The 14,901-nt window shown below is 57.1% G+C and carries 15 protein-coding genes; 11 read left to right on the forward strand and 4 right to left on the reverse strand.

Annotation, left to right across the window (positions count from 1 at the left end; all coding sequences use genetic code 11):
• The gene (locus tag HW561_RS13420; RefSeq protein WP_176865573.1) at positions 1-348 is read right to left on the reverse strand and encodes a hypothetical protein; all 348 of its coding nucleotides are present in this window, start codon (positions 346-348) and stop codon (positions 1-3) included.
• A gap of 35 nt (positions 349-383) precedes the next feature.
• Positions 384-1,094, reverse strand: a complete 711-nt coding sequence (locus HW561_RS13425) for a DUF599 domain-containing protein (protein ID WP_176865575.1) — start codon at positions 1,092-1,094, stop codon at positions 384-386.
• Between the two features lie 81 nt (positions 1,095-1,175).
• Between HW561_RS13425 and HW561_RS13430 the strand changes: the two genes are divergently transcribed.
• The 6 genes from HW561_RS13430 (at position 1,176) to HW561_RS13455 (ending at position 7,419) form a co-directional block, all read left to right on the forward strand.
• Complete coding sequence (locus HW561_RS13430) at positions 1,176-2,615, forward strand: FAD-linked oxidase C-terminal domain-containing protein (protein WP_176865578.1); 1,440 nt, start codon at positions 1,176-1,178, stop codon at positions 2,613-2,615.
• A gap of 62 nt (positions 2,616-2,677) precedes the next feature.
• Positions 2,678-3,778 carry a glycolate oxidase subunit GlcE gene (glcE, locus tag HW561_RS13435; RefSeq protein ID WP_176865580.1) on the forward strand — a complete coding sequence of 367 codons (1,101 nt, stop codon included), beginning with the start codon at positions 2,678-2,680 and terminating at the stop codon, positions 3,776-3,778.
• 4 nt (positions 3,779-3,782) lie between these two features.
• Positions 3,783-5,105: a glycolate oxidase subunit GlcF gene (gene glcF, locus HW561_RS13440; protein WP_176865582.1), complete on the forward strand. Its 1,323-nt coding sequence runs from the start codon at positions 3,783-3,785 to the stop codon at positions 5,103-5,105.
• Between the two features lie 118 nt (positions 5,106-5,223).
• On the forward strand, positions 5,224-6,015 hold the full coding sequence (locus HW561_RS13445; protein ID WP_328803285.1) for a trypsin-like serine peptidase: 792 nt from the start codon (positions 5,224-5,226) through the stop codon (positions 6,013-6,015).
• Positions 6,012-6,827 carry a trypsin-like serine peptidase gene (locus HW561_RS13450; RefSeq protein WP_176865584.1) on the forward strand — a complete coding sequence of 272 codons (816 nt, stop codon included), beginning with the start codon at positions 6,012-6,014 and terminating at the stop codon, positions 6,825-6,827. Before HW561_RS13445 ends, HW561_RS13450 begins: the two co-directional genes overlap by 4 nt.
• A gap of 124 nt (positions 6,828-6,951) precedes the next feature.
• Positions 6,952-7,419: an Hsp20 family protein gene (locus HW561_RS13455; protein ID WP_176865586.1), complete on the forward strand. Its 468-nt coding sequence runs from the start codon at positions 6,952-6,954 to the stop codon at positions 7,417-7,419.
• A 131-nt stretch (positions 7,420-7,550) separates the two neighbouring features.
• Here HW561_RS13455 and HW561_RS13460 read toward each other — a convergent pair whose 3' ends face one another.
• Positions 7,551-8,060, reverse strand: a complete 510-nt coding sequence (locus tag HW561_RS13460; protein ID WP_176865588.1) for a GNAT family N-acetyltransferase — start codon at positions 8,058-8,060, stop codon at positions 7,551-7,553.
• Between the two features lie 143 nt (positions 8,061-8,203).
• The gene (locus HW561_RS13465) at positions 8,204-9,679 is read right to left on the reverse strand and encodes an NAD-dependent succinate-semialdehyde dehydrogenase (RefSeq protein ID WP_176865590.1); all 1,476 of its coding nucleotides are present in this window, start codon (positions 9,677-9,679) and stop codon (positions 8,204-8,206) included.
• A gap of 269 nt (positions 9,680-9,948) precedes the next feature.
• On the opposite strand from HW561_RS13465, the gene HW561_RS13470 reads away from it, so the two are divergent.
• The 5 genes from HW561_RS13470 to HW561_RS13490 are packed head-to-tail and all read left to right on the forward strand — an operon-like array spanning position 9,949 to position 14,900.
• Positions 9,949-11,028, forward strand: coding sequence for a coiled-coil domain-containing protein (locus HW561_RS13470; RefSeq protein WP_176865593.1), 1,080 nt, complete (start codon positions 9,949-9,951; stop codon positions 11,026-11,028).
• Positions 11,029-11,033: 5 nt separating this feature from the next.
• Positions 11,034-11,441, forward strand: coding sequence for a hypothetical protein (locus HW561_RS13475; RefSeq protein ID WP_176865595.1), 408 nt, complete (start codon positions 11,034-11,036; stop codon positions 11,439-11,441).
• On the forward strand, positions 11,438-12,556 hold the full coding sequence (locus HW561_RS13480) for a hypothetical protein (protein ID WP_176865597.1): 1,119 nt from the start codon (positions 11,438-11,440) through the stop codon (positions 12,554-12,556). The genes HW561_RS13475 and HW561_RS13480 overlap by 4 nt, the downstream gene beginning before the upstream one ends.
• 56 nt (positions 12,557-12,612) lie before the next feature.
• Positions 12,613-14,544, forward strand: a complete 1,932-nt coding sequence (locus HW561_RS13485; RefSeq protein WP_176865599.1) for an AAA family ATPase — start codon at positions 12,613-12,615, stop codon at positions 14,542-14,544.
• On the forward strand, positions 14,541-14,900 hold the full coding sequence (locus tag HW561_RS13490; RefSeq protein WP_176865602.1) for a hypothetical protein: 360 nt from the start codon (positions 14,541-14,543) through the stop codon (positions 14,898-14,900). The genes HW561_RS13485 and HW561_RS13490 overlap by 4 nt, the downstream gene beginning before the upstream one ends.
• Position 14,901: the final 1 nt, after the last annotated feature.

Consider the following 14,901-nt stretch of genomic DNA (forward strand, 5'->3'; position numbering starts at 1 on the left):
TCAGTTCAGCGTGACCAGCGTGGTCTCGGTATTCCAGCCATCCACGCTGCACCGGGCCTGAATCTGCACCTGCGTAACGCCATTCGGGACCGCGACACCGCTAAGAGAGCGAGTGAATGGCTGCTCATTCTCATGCGGGTGGTGAAGGACACGCATACCTAGCTCTGTACCATTCATGTCCAGAACCCGCCATCCGTCCGCATAATGATCCCAGCCCGTGTCCGGGTGTCGAACAGTTACATCGAATCGCCATGTACCTCCGGTTTGGCTGGCTTTGACGTCTTCACTGACCGAGGGATCGGCAAAGGCGGGGGCTGCCAGAAAGGTGCTGAGAATCAGATAACGCATGGGCAGACCATATGATGTGATGCGGGGTATGGGAATCACGACTCTGTGTTGGGCGGCAGAGTCAGCAGGACCGAGCGGGAATGTGACGCAAATTCACGCCGGTAAAGGACACCAAAAGTGATGGCAGTGCCCAATATCAGGGCAACGGGTCCTAAAATCCAGGCCAACGAGGCCAGCGCGAAATAGGTGGCGCGTAGCGCTCGATTGAAGCTGCGCGCGGCGGTGACGCAGATTTCGGCGGCTTGGGCGGCGCGGGGATAGGCTTGTGGGTCTTCGGGGTCATTGGGGACTGCGGCCATTAGTACGGCACAATACCCGAACAGACGATGTGCCCAGACATACTTCAGGAACGCGTTGGCCAGAAACAGGATGACGGCCAGTATCTTGATTTCCCACACCAGAGCCGGGGCGCTGCCGATGGCGAGATCGCTGGCAACACCGGCCAGACGTTCGGTGTTGCCCAGCAAGGCAAGGCCACCACCAATGGCAATCATTGTCGTCGAAGCGAAAAAGGTGCTGCCTTGCCGCATCGCTGCCACAACCTGCGCGTCAAACATCCTCGGTTGCCGTGTGACCATCTCACGCATCCAGTTGCGACGAAAGTTATCCATCATCATCGACACGGATTGCTTGTTCAGAGAGGAGTGCTCGATCCTCCAGCCGATCCATTGCCACGTGCCCAAAAGCAGCAGAATGGCGGCATAATCCAGTGTCGAAAACATCAGGGCGCGGTCGATCCATGTCATGTCCGCGACAGTACGATCAGATATGGGAACTTGCCAGATCAAGAAATTGGTAATATTATTTTACCAAATGGAGGATCAGCGATGGACATGCCCCGGCCAAATCCCGACGTGCTTGCGCGAAAGCAAACTGTGCTGTCGCGCTTGCTGCAGGTCTTGCCAGAGGATGCCGTCATTCATGATCCGATGGAAACACGGGCTTATGAGTGCGATGCGCTGACGGCCTACAGGTGCCCGCCGATGCTGGTCGTTCTACCGTCGACAACGCAGGAAGTCTCGGACATTTTGCGCATTTGCCACGCCGAGGGCGTGCCGGTTGTTCCGCGCGGCTCGGGTACATCGCTGGCGGGTGGGGCGCTGCCGACCGCCGACTGCGTCATTCTGGGTGTTGCGCGCATGAATGAGGTTCTGGAAACCGATTATGACAACCGGTTCATTCGGGTTCAGACCGGTCGTACCAATCTGAGCGTGACCGGTGCAGTCGAAGAAGAGGACTTCTTTTACGCCCCCGATCCTTCATCGCAATTGGCCTGTGCAATCGCGGGCAATATCGCAATGAATTCGGGGGGTGCGCATTGCCTGAAATACGGTGTGACCACAAACAACCTGATGGGCGTCACCATGGTGATGATGGATGGCAGTGCCGTCGAGATCGGTGGCGCGCATCTGGATGCGGGTGGGCTGGACCTGTTGGGCGTGATCTGCGGTTCAGAGGGGCAGTTGGGTGTCGTGACCGAGGCGACGCTTCGGATTCTGCGTAAGCCCGAGGGCGCACGGCCTGTTCTGATGGGCTTTGATGACAACGAAGTGGCCGGGCATTGTGTCTCGGACATTATCAAATCGGGCATCCTGCCCGTGGCGATCGAATTCATGGATACGTTGTGTATCAGGGCGTGCGAGAATTTTGCTCATGCGGGTTACCCGGATTGTGCGGCGCTTCTGATCGTGGAAGTCGAAGGGTCAGACGCGGAAATAGACTATCAATTGTCAAAAATCATCGAGATCGCCAAACGCCACAATCCGGTAGAGTTGCGGGAAAGCCAGTCAGCTGAGGAAAGCGCGAAAATCTGGTTGGGGCGGAAATCGGCTTTTGGCGCTATGGGTCAGATGAATGATTACATGTGTTTGGACGGAACAATCCCTGTCTCATCTTTGCCCGAAGTTTTGCGCCGCATCGGTGAGATGAGCCAGGAATACGGCCTGCCTGTGGGTAACGTGTTCCATGCGGGCGATGGCAACATGCACCCGCTGATCCTGTTCGATGCCAACAAGCCCGGTGATCTGGAGAAATGTGAGGCATTTGGGGCAGAAATCCTGAAGCTTTGCGTTGATGTAGGGGGCTGTTTGACCGGTGAACATGGCGTTGGGATCGAGAAACGGGATCTGATGTCGCATCAATACGCACCGCAGGATCTTGAGGCGCAAATGGCAGTCAAGGATGTGTTCGATCCCTGTTGGTTGCTGAACCCCGCCAAAGTGTTTCCATTGGATGTGTCGGCGGCGCGTCGGACCGCAGCCGCGTAGGGGCGCTGCCCCCGTCGCGCACAGCGCGCCTCCCCCGGAGTATTTTCGAAAAGATGAAGCGTATGAAACCTGAGACTGAAGGCGAATTGGCGGAGGTTGTTGCCGGGCTGAGCGGGCCGGTGCGGATTGTCGGCGGTGGCACACGTGATGTGACCGGTTCTGAGCCGATTTTGAACACGGCAGGTTTAAGCGGCATCACGCTGTATGAACCCGGGGCACTTACGTTGGTGGCGCAGGCCGGAACGCCAGTGGCCGAGATAGAGGCCGCGCTGGAGGCCGAAGGCCAGCAACTGGCGTTCGAGCCAATGGATCATCGCGGATTGATGGGAACCAGCGGAGAGCCAACTATAGGAGGTGTTGTTGCCGCGAATATCTCGGGTCCGCGACGGATTCAGGCAGGGGCCTGCCGCGATTTTCTTTTGGGCGTGAGGTATGTCGACGGTTGCGGGCAGATTGTCAAGAATGGTGGTCGGGTGATGAAGAATGTTACCGGCTATGATCTGGTCAAGCTGATGGCGGGGTCGTGGGGCACGCTGGGGGTGTTGTCCCAGGTTTCCTTGAAGGTTCTACCCAAACCCGAAGCAACCCTGACGCTGGCAGTTCACGTGCAGAACGCAAAGACGGCGATTCAGGCCCTGTCTGTCGCGTTGAGTTCCCCGTTTGAAGTTAGTGCTGCAGCGTATGACCCTCAATACAGCAGCGCCCTTTTACGATTGGAAGGGTTTGCGGATTCGGTGACTTACAGAGAAACACGGTTGAGATCCGAATTGGCGAACTTCGGTGAGTTTACCGAGGTCCAGGACCCGGTTTCCCAGTGGCGTTCCATTCGCGATGTCAGTGCATTTCAAGGCTCGGACGGAGATGTCTGGCGTATTTCCGTCAAGCCAAGTGATGCGTCCGAAATTGCTACGCGTGCCGAGGCTGAAAAAACCATTTTTGATTGGGGTGGTGGTTTGGTTTGGGCGCTGGTGCCCAAAGGTACGGATTTGCGTAAACGACTGCGTGCGTTCCAAGGGCACGCGACCCTTGTGAGGGCTGACACCGACACCGTGCGAACTCTGGGCCGGTTTCAGCCCGAATCCGTAGGTGTGGCGGCGCTCACGCGTGGTCTGCGGCAGAAGTTCGATCCACGAGGCATCTTCAATCCGGACCTGATGGGATAGGGTAATGCAGACGACATTTACCGAGACGCAGCTGCAAGACCCTGCAATCCGGCGATCAAACGAAATCCTGCGCAGTTGCGTACATTGCGGGTTTTGTACGGCGACTTGTCCGACCTATCAGGTTCTGGGAGACGAGCTGGACAGCCCGCGCGGGCGTATCTATCTGATCAAAGATATGCTGGAAAACGAGCGGGTGCCGGATGAAAAGACGGTCAAACACATCGACCGTTGCCTGTCCTGTCTGGCGTGTATGACCACCTGTCCGTCGGGTGTGCATTACATGCATCTGGTCGATCACGCGCGTGAGTACATTGAAAACACCTACAGACGTCCATTCTCGGACCGTGCGCTGCGCTGGGTTCTGGCGCAAATCCTGCCCTATCCGACGCGATTCCGATGGGCCTTGGTCGGGGCAAAGCTGGGCCGTCCGCTTCGGTTTCTGATGCCTGACGCGCGGTTACGCGCAATGCTCGATATGGCGCCGAAACATATTCCGCCGGTCAGTCGAAATGACGACCCGCAGAGCTTTGCTCCCAAGGGTCCGCGTGTCAAACGCGTGGCGCTGATGACGGGGTGTGCACAAAAAGCGCTGAACACGGATATCAATGATGCCACCATCCGAATCCTGACCAGGTTGGGATGCGAAGTTGTTGTGGCCGACGGCGCCGGGTGCTGTGGAGCGCTGACCCATCATATGGGCAAGTCCCGCGAGAGCCATACAGCAGCGGCCGCCAACATTCATGCGTGGGTACGCGAGATGGATGGCGATGGATTGGACGCGATTGTCATCAACACTTCGGGGTGTGGCACAACGGTCAAGGATTACGGGCATATGTTCCGCAATGATGCATTGGCCGCAGATGCCGAGAGAGTGTCGGCCATTGCAATGGATATCAGCGAATTGCTGATGCAGTTGGATCTGCCAGACAGTGAAGATCAGGATTTGACGGTCGCCTATCACGCAGCCTGTTCGCTGCAGCATGGTCAAAAGATCAAGACCTTTCCCAAGGATTTGCTGAAACGCGCCGGGTTTGAGGTCGTTGAACCCGCCGACAGCCATTTGTGCTGCGGCAGTGCGGGCACCTACAACCTGATGCAGCCCGAGATTTCCGCTAAGCTGAAACAGCGTAAAATCAAAACCCTAGAAGTTAAAAAGCCGGATGTCATCGCGGCCGGGAATATCGGCTGTATGATGCAGATCGGGTCCGGAACGAACATCCCAGTTCTGCATACGGTCGAGTTGCTGGACTGGGCCACAGGCGGTCCGGAACCACGAGCACTGCAGCGAAAAGACAACTCTTCTGCAGGGGTTCCAATTCTGCGCTAACCATGATGGTGCAGACTGGCATCACTTGCACCCGAAAACCGGGTGAAACATCTCCGCCCTATTTTCGCCTAACGTACCGCATATGACAGTTGGCTGGGAGTGAAGGCCGGAGAACCGCGTGCACAACTGGATCAAGGTTATCGCGCTAAGTGTGCTGCCAATGGCAGCCATGGCGCAGGATACCGGGCTGAAAAGTCTGGACACCTCGGATTCCGGGCGCGAGTGGATGGCAGTTGGACGGTTGGATATTGAAGGTGCCGGTTTTTGTACCGGAACCCTTGTTTCGCCCAACCTCGTCCTGACTGCGGCGCATTGCCTGTTCGACAAGTCGACCGGTCAACGGGTTGATCCGGCCGAAATTGAGTTTCTGGCCGGATGGCGTCTGGGGCGCGCCTTGGCTTACCGAACTGCGCGCCGGGCTGTTGTCCATCCGGACTATCAATTCAGCTCCGAGGCATCGACTGACCGGGTCCGGGCAGATGTCGCGCTGATCGAGCTGTGGCAACCGATCAGGAATTCATCGGTTATTCCCTTTGAAACGGGAAATCAGCCTGCACTGGGTGAAGAGGTTGGCGTCGTCTCCTATGCGCAGGATCGGGCTGAGGCGCCATCGCTGCAGCAGGTATGCTCGGTGATGAACCGGCACTTGGGTGTTCTGGTGATGTCTTGCGACGTGGACTTTGGATCTTCGGGTGCGCCCGTTTTTTCGTTTTCCGGCGCGCGCCCGCGCATTGTGTCTGTCGTGTCGGCCAAGGCCAGTATGGACGGGCAAGGTGTCGCGATCGGAACTGCAGTCGAGCACTCGTTGCAATTGCTGCAGGCCGAGCTTTCCGCCGGGCGCGGATTTGGTTTGTCTACGCCCGGTACTGGTGCTGGTAAGAATGTAGGTGCGAGGTTTATCAAACCATGACCAAATACCTTATGGGCCTTCTGTTGGGCCTGTCTGTTTTTGCGGCTGCGGCTCATGCGCAAAGTGACAAGCGTAAACTGACGGATCGCGATGACCTTTATGGATGGGAGGCCATCGGACGGCTGGATGTCGGAACCGTGTCCTTTTGTACCGGCACTCTGATCGCGCAGGATATGGTTCTGACGGCAGCACATTGTGCCTTGGACAAGGAAACCGGGGCTCCGTATCTGCCGGGTGAGGTCACGTTCCGGGCGGGACTGAGCAATGGTACAGCGCTGGCAGAACGCCAGGTGGTACAGATTGCGGCGCATCCGAATTACGGAGCTAACGATCCATTGTCGCCGCAAAGCATCCGGGATGATGTGGCGCTGATGCGGTTGGAAACGCCGATCCCCTATTCCGTCGCAGACCCTTTCGCGCTGCACAGTGGACGGGTGTCAGGGACCGAGATCAGCATCGCCTCTTACGGGCGCGGTCGGGCTGAGGCCATCACGCGCGAACGGTCCTGTCGAATTTTGAACCGGCGGCAGGGGCTGATTGTCTTTGATTGCGATATCACCTTCGGGTCGTCCGGATCGGCTATTCTGGCTAAGAAAGGGTCACGCTGGCAAATCCTGTCGGTTGTATCCGCAGTCTCCGTCACTAACGGCAAAAAGGTCGGGTTTGGCATGGAGCTGGCGGGTGTCGTGTCCGATCTCAAGGCGATTATGCGCCGGGATGCCCCACAGCCCAAGGCCACGATCCGCAGGCTGCAGGTTGGGTCCGGCAAGTCCAGTTCCGGTGCGAAATTCATCAGCTCCGGAGGGGGTTGAACTCGGTCAAATTGCTACCCATGTGAATTGTATCGGATCGCCGCAAACGGGGTTCGGTATTGATAACCGCCCGTCCATTCGGAGGGCACATATCGTAAATCGCTCGAGAAAGAGGATACGACACATGCGTAGTTTTGATTTTGCACCGCTGCACCGTGCCACCATCGGTTTCGACCAGATCGCAGACATGATGGATCGGGTTCTGACCAATGATGTGGCTCAGCCCAGCTATCCCCCGTACAATATCGAGAAAACCGATGCCGACACCTACCGGATTTCGGTGGCCGTCGCGGGCTTTTCGGAAAACGACCTGTCGGTCGAAATGAAAGAGAATTCACTGCTCGTCGCTGGTAAGAAAGCGGCTGAGGACAAAGATCGCAGCTATCTGCACCGTGGTATCGCCACCCGCGCGTTCGAACGCCGCTTTGCGCTGGCCGATCACGTGCGCGTCACAGGCGCCAGCCACGAAAATGGCATGCTGCATATCGATCTGAAGCGTGAAGTGCCCGAAGCGCTGAAGCCGCGCCGGATTGAGATTTCCTCGTCCAAGGCGATCGAAAAGGATGTGGTTGACGCAAAGGCCGTGAACTGAAGCTTTTGATAATCGCGCGATAGTCCGTTCCTCCCTGGACTATCGCAACACGCGCCCCGCGTTCCTCCAGACGCGGGGCGCAGTTTATTCGGAGCTTTTCACAGCATCCTTCACAACTCAGATCACCATGATCACCTGAGTTGGTAGGAATAAACGTTGTTCAGGTATCCTTCGGTTTCGATGCGAAAGTAGGCTTCCCCCACGAATTCAAAGCCCTGAGAGAGATAGAACGCGATGGCAGGAGTATTCTCGGCATTGGTTGCCAGCCACACGGATTCGATGGATCTATCGCGGCATTCGCGTAATGCAGCATGAAGAAGGCGCTTTCCAACTCCCTTCCCATGATGGCGCGGTTGAACATAGAAAGTTGAAATTTCAACCTCGGAACAGCCTGATACCGGTGCTGTGCACCCCGAAGACAAGCGTATGAACCCGTCGAGACCTTCTTCATTTTCAGAAACGAGGATGAAATGATCGGGATCTGAAATCAGGCCTTCGATCTTCGCCGAGGTGAACTCGGCCAACGCATAATCTGCAAAGAAACCGCTGACACCGCGTTTCAGATAAGTGCCAATCCAAACCTCGATCGAAATTGCCGCAATACTCGACGCATCCGATATTTTTGCCTTGCGCAGTGTCATGACGGATAGATGCCAGAATTCCGCGCGCGGTCAATGCTGCGTTTCTCGATAGACCAAACGGATCGTTGTGCCGATTGCCCCAGCTCATTTAGAGTGGATTGCGCGGCCCCTGAATGGATGTCCAAAACAGAGGCCGCTTGAAATCAGACTGACAGGCAGACGTATTTCATCTCAAGATAGTCTTCCATCCCGTGATGGCTGCCCTCGCGGCCAAGGCCGGATTGCTTGACGCCGCCGAACGGGCCCAGCTCGGTCGAGATGATACCGGTGTTGACGCCAACGATGCCGTATTCCAGCGCTTCGGCCACTTTGTAAACACGGCTCAGATCTTTGGCATAGAAATACGAGGCCAGACCAAAGATCGTATCATTGGCCATGGCGATGACGTCATCCTCATCCTCGAATTTGAACAGAGGGGCCAGCGGGCCAAACGTCTCTTCCTGCGCGACCTTCATATCCTGCGTGACACCGGTCACGATGGTCGGCTGAAAGAACGTGCTGCCCAGGTCATGGGGCTGCCCGCCTGTCAGGATCTGGCCACCCTTGGCGGTTGCGTCAGCGATATGATCCTGCACCTTGGCGACGGCCTTGTCGTTGATCAACGGGCCTGTGGTTACGCCGTCTGCAAGACCATCGCCAACGGACAGCGCCTCGGTCGCGGCCTTCAGTTTGGCGGCGAAGGCGTCATAGACACCAGCCTGCACGTAGATACGATTGGCACAGACGCAGGTCTGACCGTTGTTGCGGAATTTGCACATCATCGCACCTTCGATGGCCGCATCCAGATCGGCATCGTCGAACACAATGAAGGGCGCGTTTCCACCCAGCTCCATCGAGCATTTCATCACCTGATCCGCTGCCTGGCGCAGCAGGATGCGGCCCACTTGGGTTGAACCGGTAAAGGTCAGCTTGCGCACGCCGGGGTTTTCGCAGAATTCCTTGCCAATCTCGCTGGCGTTGACCGAGGGTACAACGTTGAACACGCCCGCCGGTATGCCCGCGCGTTCAGCCAGTACAGCCAACGCCAAAGCCGACAGGGGTGTCTCTTCGGATGGGCGCGCGACAAAGGCGCAGCCTGCGGCCAGCGCCGGCGCTGCCTTGCGGGTGATCATTGCGTTGGGAAAGTTCCACGGTGTGATCGAGGCGGCCACCCCGATCGGCTGTTTCAGCACCATGATCCGCTTGTCGCGCTGATGGCCCGGGATCGTCTCGCCGTAAACCCGCTTGGCCTGTTCGCCAAAAAACTCGATGAACGAGGCGCCATAGCCAACCTCGCCAATGGCCTCGGCCAGCGGCTTGCCCTGTTCAGCCGTCAGGATTTTGCCCAGATCTTCGGCATTTTCCATCATCAGGTCGAACCAGCGCCGCAGAATTCCCGCGCGTTCTTTTCCGGTCAGCTTGGCCCATTCCTTCTGCGCCGCTTCGGCTTGGGCAATTGCACCGGCGACCTGCGCACGGCTCAGATCCGCAACCTCGGTCAGAACGTCGCCGCGGGCAGGGTTGGTGACGGGAAAGGTTCCGTTGTCGCCGTCCACCCACTGGCCGCCGATATAGGCTTGGGTCGCCAGCAGTTCAGGGTCTTTCAGGATCGATTTAAGGTCGGTTGTCGCGTCCAACATGGGTCAGTCTCCGGCAGGAATGAAATTGCGTGCACCCAAACAGGTGGCGCGGTTTCTGTCTATGGCCACTCGGGTCCTCCGATCAATCCAGATAGGGTCGTATTCAGCCATTGTCTGGCTCGCGCAGATCTTCTTTGGATTGCGTTCTCGCGCCTATCTTTTTCGTTGCGATTTTGCCAAAGTCCCAGTGATTTGGAGACCCAAGGGGATGTAAATGGTCATAACATTCCCTATCTTATTGGGTACATAAGAAAAATAGGGATAGAAAGATGTCGAACCAGCAATTCGAAGCGTTGATTGAAGAGACTCAAACCAAGGTGCGCGAGTCACAATCGCAGATCGAAGGCCTGACATCACGGATTGAAAAAGCCCGAGCCAAGATCGGCACCACCGAGGCCGATATCGATATCGAAAATGCCACGCTCGAAGATGTGCACGCCCACACCGAGGTGATGAACGCCAATATTGCCGAGCTGATCATGGGTCTGGACGACGTTACCAGCGCGTTTTCCAAAGATTTCGACGAGATGCGCTCGAAATCCGGGTGGGAGTCGTTTGTTGGCATATTCTCGAAAGGTAAATCCGAGTCGATGCGGCAGGAGCGGATGCGTACCGCCAGTATCGATGACAAACTGCAGGACCTGATCGCCAAATCGGACGTGATCGTGCAATTGCTGCAAGGTCAGCTGGCCGTTCTTGAAGAGCAACGCGTGAAGGTCGAGGAAAACCTGACTGCCACGCTGGACGACCGTGAGGCCACCGTGGCGGAACTGGAAGCGCTGCGCACCGAAATTCAGGGCATGGACCCAACCATTATCACGTTGGAAAACAAGATCAGCGTCGAACAAGACGCCGCGGCGCGGACTCAGCTGGAAACCGAACTGGCCGAGCTGAACAAGCAATACAACGCCAAGGTTCAGGAAGAGCAGGTCAAGCTGGCCAAAAGCCAAACGCTGGAGCGGTATATCGAAAAAGGCAAAACCTGGGTCGATTCACTGCAGAACCAGGCGGCGACGCAGATGGTGCTGATCAACAAGCTGCAGACAGACACGCAACAGCGTGTGGTGTTGTACGATGCCCTGACCAAATCGCTGAAAACGGCGCAGCAGCAGGACGTGGCCCACCGCATCAACGAGATCGGCGTGCAGACGGACCAAGAGGCGCAGACCGCCATGGCCTCGATCGGCACCGCGACCAACCAGAAGATGGCCGACATGCTTGAGGCGCATGAGGACCACATGGTCTTTGCTCGCGACGTGTTGGAGAAAAAAGCCAAGGCGGATGAACGCTTTGCCCGCCGGTTTGCCTCGATTGTCGAGAAGCATGATAAGAATTTGTATGGGGGCTGAGGTAGTTGTTTACCAAAACTGTTCGCAACAGGATCGCCCGCATAGTTGGGTACTCATCGCTTCTTCTGTGCCTCTTAGGGATTTTCTTGGGGACCAACGCGGTTCTTGTCATTGGAATTTGGGGTTGCGCGTTCGCGCTTTGCATCGTGTCGCCAATACCGATGGGCTCAGATGCAAGAGAGATTGGCGAAGAGCAAAAAATTAGTTTCGCCAATGCAATTGCGGTGAAAGTCGTTTGGGGTTCGATGCTGAGGAAATATGGCGTTTACATTGTTTGTTTGGCCATCGGCACCTTTGCGCTGCTCCGTTGGGGCGTACCTTGGATCGGAATTCTGGGAATCTATGCAACTGCATTTCTGAGCTTTTTCAAGTCAGACATAGTCGAAGTTGAGCGATCGCAAGTCAGCACATGACAGACCCCACCCAAGACCATGTCGGCCTGACCGATACCTTCGCCTCGCGCCGCTATTTCCGCAAATTCGAGGTGATCACCGTTCACCTCCTGCGCGTCGCCGCGACGATGGAGGCTGAGGGCGCGATCAGCAAGCAAGAGGTGCGGATCGTGTCGCGCTACCTCTCGGGGCTGCTCTACACCTTCCGCGCGCTGTCCATGAAATACCTGCTGGTCGGGCGTGATACTGGGCGGTTCTTTGGCAGCCTCGCCATGGACAAGCGCGACAGCGGGTTTCCGGTGGCGGCCGAGTTGCTGACCATGGCCAATGATGCTCAACAGGCGCAGGTGCATCTGGCGAATATGCCGTCCGAGGACGAGCTGAAAACCGATATGGTGCGGACGATTATAAGCGACCGCGAAATCCCGACCAAGCTGCAATTCGCACTGTCCCAAAGGCTCTATTACGAGGAATTGCTGAAAGGTCAGCTGTTTTGGGCCCGCAACGATCCCGAATGCCACTGGATCGGGAATGAGGGCGAACGGCGCAAGTTCATGATCCATTGGGCGGTCTATGACAGCCAGATCAACCTGCCGGTCATCTACCTGATGCAGTTGGAGGATAGTGGCAAGATGGCTCTGCCCAAAGACCAACGCCGCTGGCCTGAGGTGCAGGCGCATCTGATGGCGCAGGCGCTGGGCGGGCTGAAATTGGTGACTATCGCCAAAGGCTTCGATCAGGATTTCGACGACCTGCACCCCAAACACCTGCGCCGCATCCATGTGGGGCCGATGTATTCCACGGCTTTTACTGAACAATCCGGGCCTCTGCGGCAGGTGCTGGAAGATGCGAAGTCCCCTCAGGGACAGGATTGGGCACTGGCCTGGACCACCGAAGAGCTGCAAAGCGAAGAGGTCATCGAAGAACGCGCCGGGTGGTTTTCCTCCGTCGAGCGCGAGATTTTCGCACTGGACCCCTTTGGCGGGCAGGGTGCCGAAACCGGCGCCACCCGGACCCAGCGGTCGATCATCCTGCCTCAGCGTCCGTTTCAGGTGCTGGCTGAGCGCAACCCGCCGGGGTTTGCCGATGTGCGCAAGTTCGTCGTTAGCAACGCCGGGCAGGTGTTGCGCTATTAGAATTTATGGCTCCGCCGGGAGTGTTTTTGAAAAGATGAAGCAAGGACGGTTTTGAAATGAGTTTGACGTCAGATCAGATGGAATTGCGAGAGGCGGATATTCGCAAGCATTATCCGGCGGCGACTGCCTTGCTAAACGGGTTTGAGCATGCGCCGCGTATTGCGAAGGCGGTTGAGGTTTCGGCTGAGCGGTCGCCGGGGGTGTCCACGAAACGACGGTTTCGGTCCACGACGCCGGGGCTGGTGACACGGCGTACAGTGCGTGCGGATGGGATACATCTGGTTGAGCGGATTGAGGCATCGGATGACGGCGACACGCTGGTCTCACCGCCTCAGGCCACCACGCAGCAAGCCATCCGCCGCGCCATCGCCATCGCTCTGGCCGTGGCCGAGGCATATGCGGAACAGACCCCGCTGGCCGATCTGAAACGCGCGAACCTCGCCGGGGATCTGCCCATTGCCCGCAAGACCGAATTCTCGGAACTGTTGACGGCTGAAGCCTTGATCACTTCCCATGTTCTCGGGAACGCACTGGCCTATCTGATGTCCTCGCATCTGGGCGAGACCACCGTTGACATTGGCGAGATCGAAGAGGTCCTGACCGACAATGGCCAACTCGCCCTGCACGGCGCCCTGTGGGAGTTGGATCAGACGCTGGCCAAACACGCCCCCGATGATGCGCATATGATCGCCGCGACCAGTGCCTATGCCGAGCAACTGCTGGAAAAGGCCACCCTGCGCGCCCAATCAGCTGGCCATCTGGCCCCGTTCCAGAACGCAGCCTGGCATATCGAGGCCGATGATCTGACAATCCGCGGGTTTGAGCCCGCCTCGAAGGCCAAGTCCACCACGCTGACCATGACGTTCAAGAAACCGAACGAGGTGGTCGGCAACCATATCGCAAAATATCAGGCGATGAAACTAGCCAAGATGGTCATGGCCTATGACTTCGACCGCCGCCTGAACCCGTTTGCGGAGCTCGGCGGGTTCATTTTCACATTCATGGGTGATGGCAAACCGGGCACCGGTAAGACCACACTGATCCAGATGATGGCTGGGCTGATCAACAATTATTGTCAGAACGCGGGCTATCCGTTCCGCTATCAGAACCTGAGCACCGACAATATCGACAGCTATCAGGGTAAATCGGGCCAGAACGCCAAGGCCTTTATCAACACGATCCTTGACCCTTCGGTCATCGGCTTCGGCACCATCGACGATATCGATCAACTTGCGGGCAAACGCGGTGACCGGCAATCCAGCGCAGGGCAACTGGAAATCACCGCCGTACTGATGGAGAGCTTTGCCGGCGCCAACACCGTCGTGCGCGGCAACTGCACCTTTGGCATGTTCTCGAACTACCCCGAAAATGTGGACGACGCCCTGCGTCAGCGGGCGGGTGCGCGGTTCCTGGTGGACGGGCCACAGACGCGCGAGGATTACATCGACATCCTGCACCTGCTGATGGGCCGCAACCACGACATCCCGCTGGGCGAGCACGAAGCCTATGCGGCGCAGGAAATCAAAAAAGCCGTCGCTGCCAGTTTCGAAAGCCATTCCCGGCCGCATGAAGAGGCTCTGTTGCAGGTCTATGACCGGGTCGAGGGGCAGATCGGCCAGATGGATACGATCGCCAAGATGGGTGCTTACCTCAAGGCGATCCAACAGGCGGATGAGCAGTTCACCGGCCGCGCGATCAAGAACATCACCGACGCGGTCAAGGTCCGCGCGATGGATTTCGAACTGCCCGACGAATGGATGGAAAACCCGGACCTGTTCCTGTTCCGCGACTACGACACCAAGAAAGCGATGATCGAGGACCTGCGCCAGCCGATCACAGTGGAAATGGTGATCCAAGAGATCAACCGCTATGCCGACAGCGAATTCCGCTATGCCGACAAGAGCGACGAGGTCGCCATCGAAAACGCCGTCCGCGAAATGGGCCGGATGGAAGAGGCCAAGCGGCGGTATCTGGAGGGTAATGGGTGACCGGAGGACTATTCCTTATTCTCGCTACACTAGTCTCGACCTGTATCTATTTTGGGGTCTCCGTGGCTCGAAAACGATCGGGTACTTTTGGTGCGTTCGCTCAACTGTGTCTGATCATTTTTGCGATTTGTTATGTGTGGAGTTCGCTGTTTGAGATTTGGATAAACGGTGCCTCGTTGGACGACCCGAAGTCGTTGCTGCACGCTTTTGGTCCCGGTCAAATGCCGTCTTTGTTTTTGCAAAGGGCTGTTGCTTGGTTCATTCCAGCGATGCTTATTGCTGCTATAAGCTTTGGGTTGGTGCGGGTTCGTATTGTGAATTCACGCGATGATGCGGAACAGCAAGAGGAGGGTTGAG

This window comes from Ruegeria haliotis (genome assembly GCF_013377785.1).
GTDB classification, from domain to species: domain Bacteria; phylum Pseudomonadota; class Alphaproteobacteria; order Rhodobacterales; family Rhodobacteraceae; genus Ruegeria; species Ruegeria haliotis.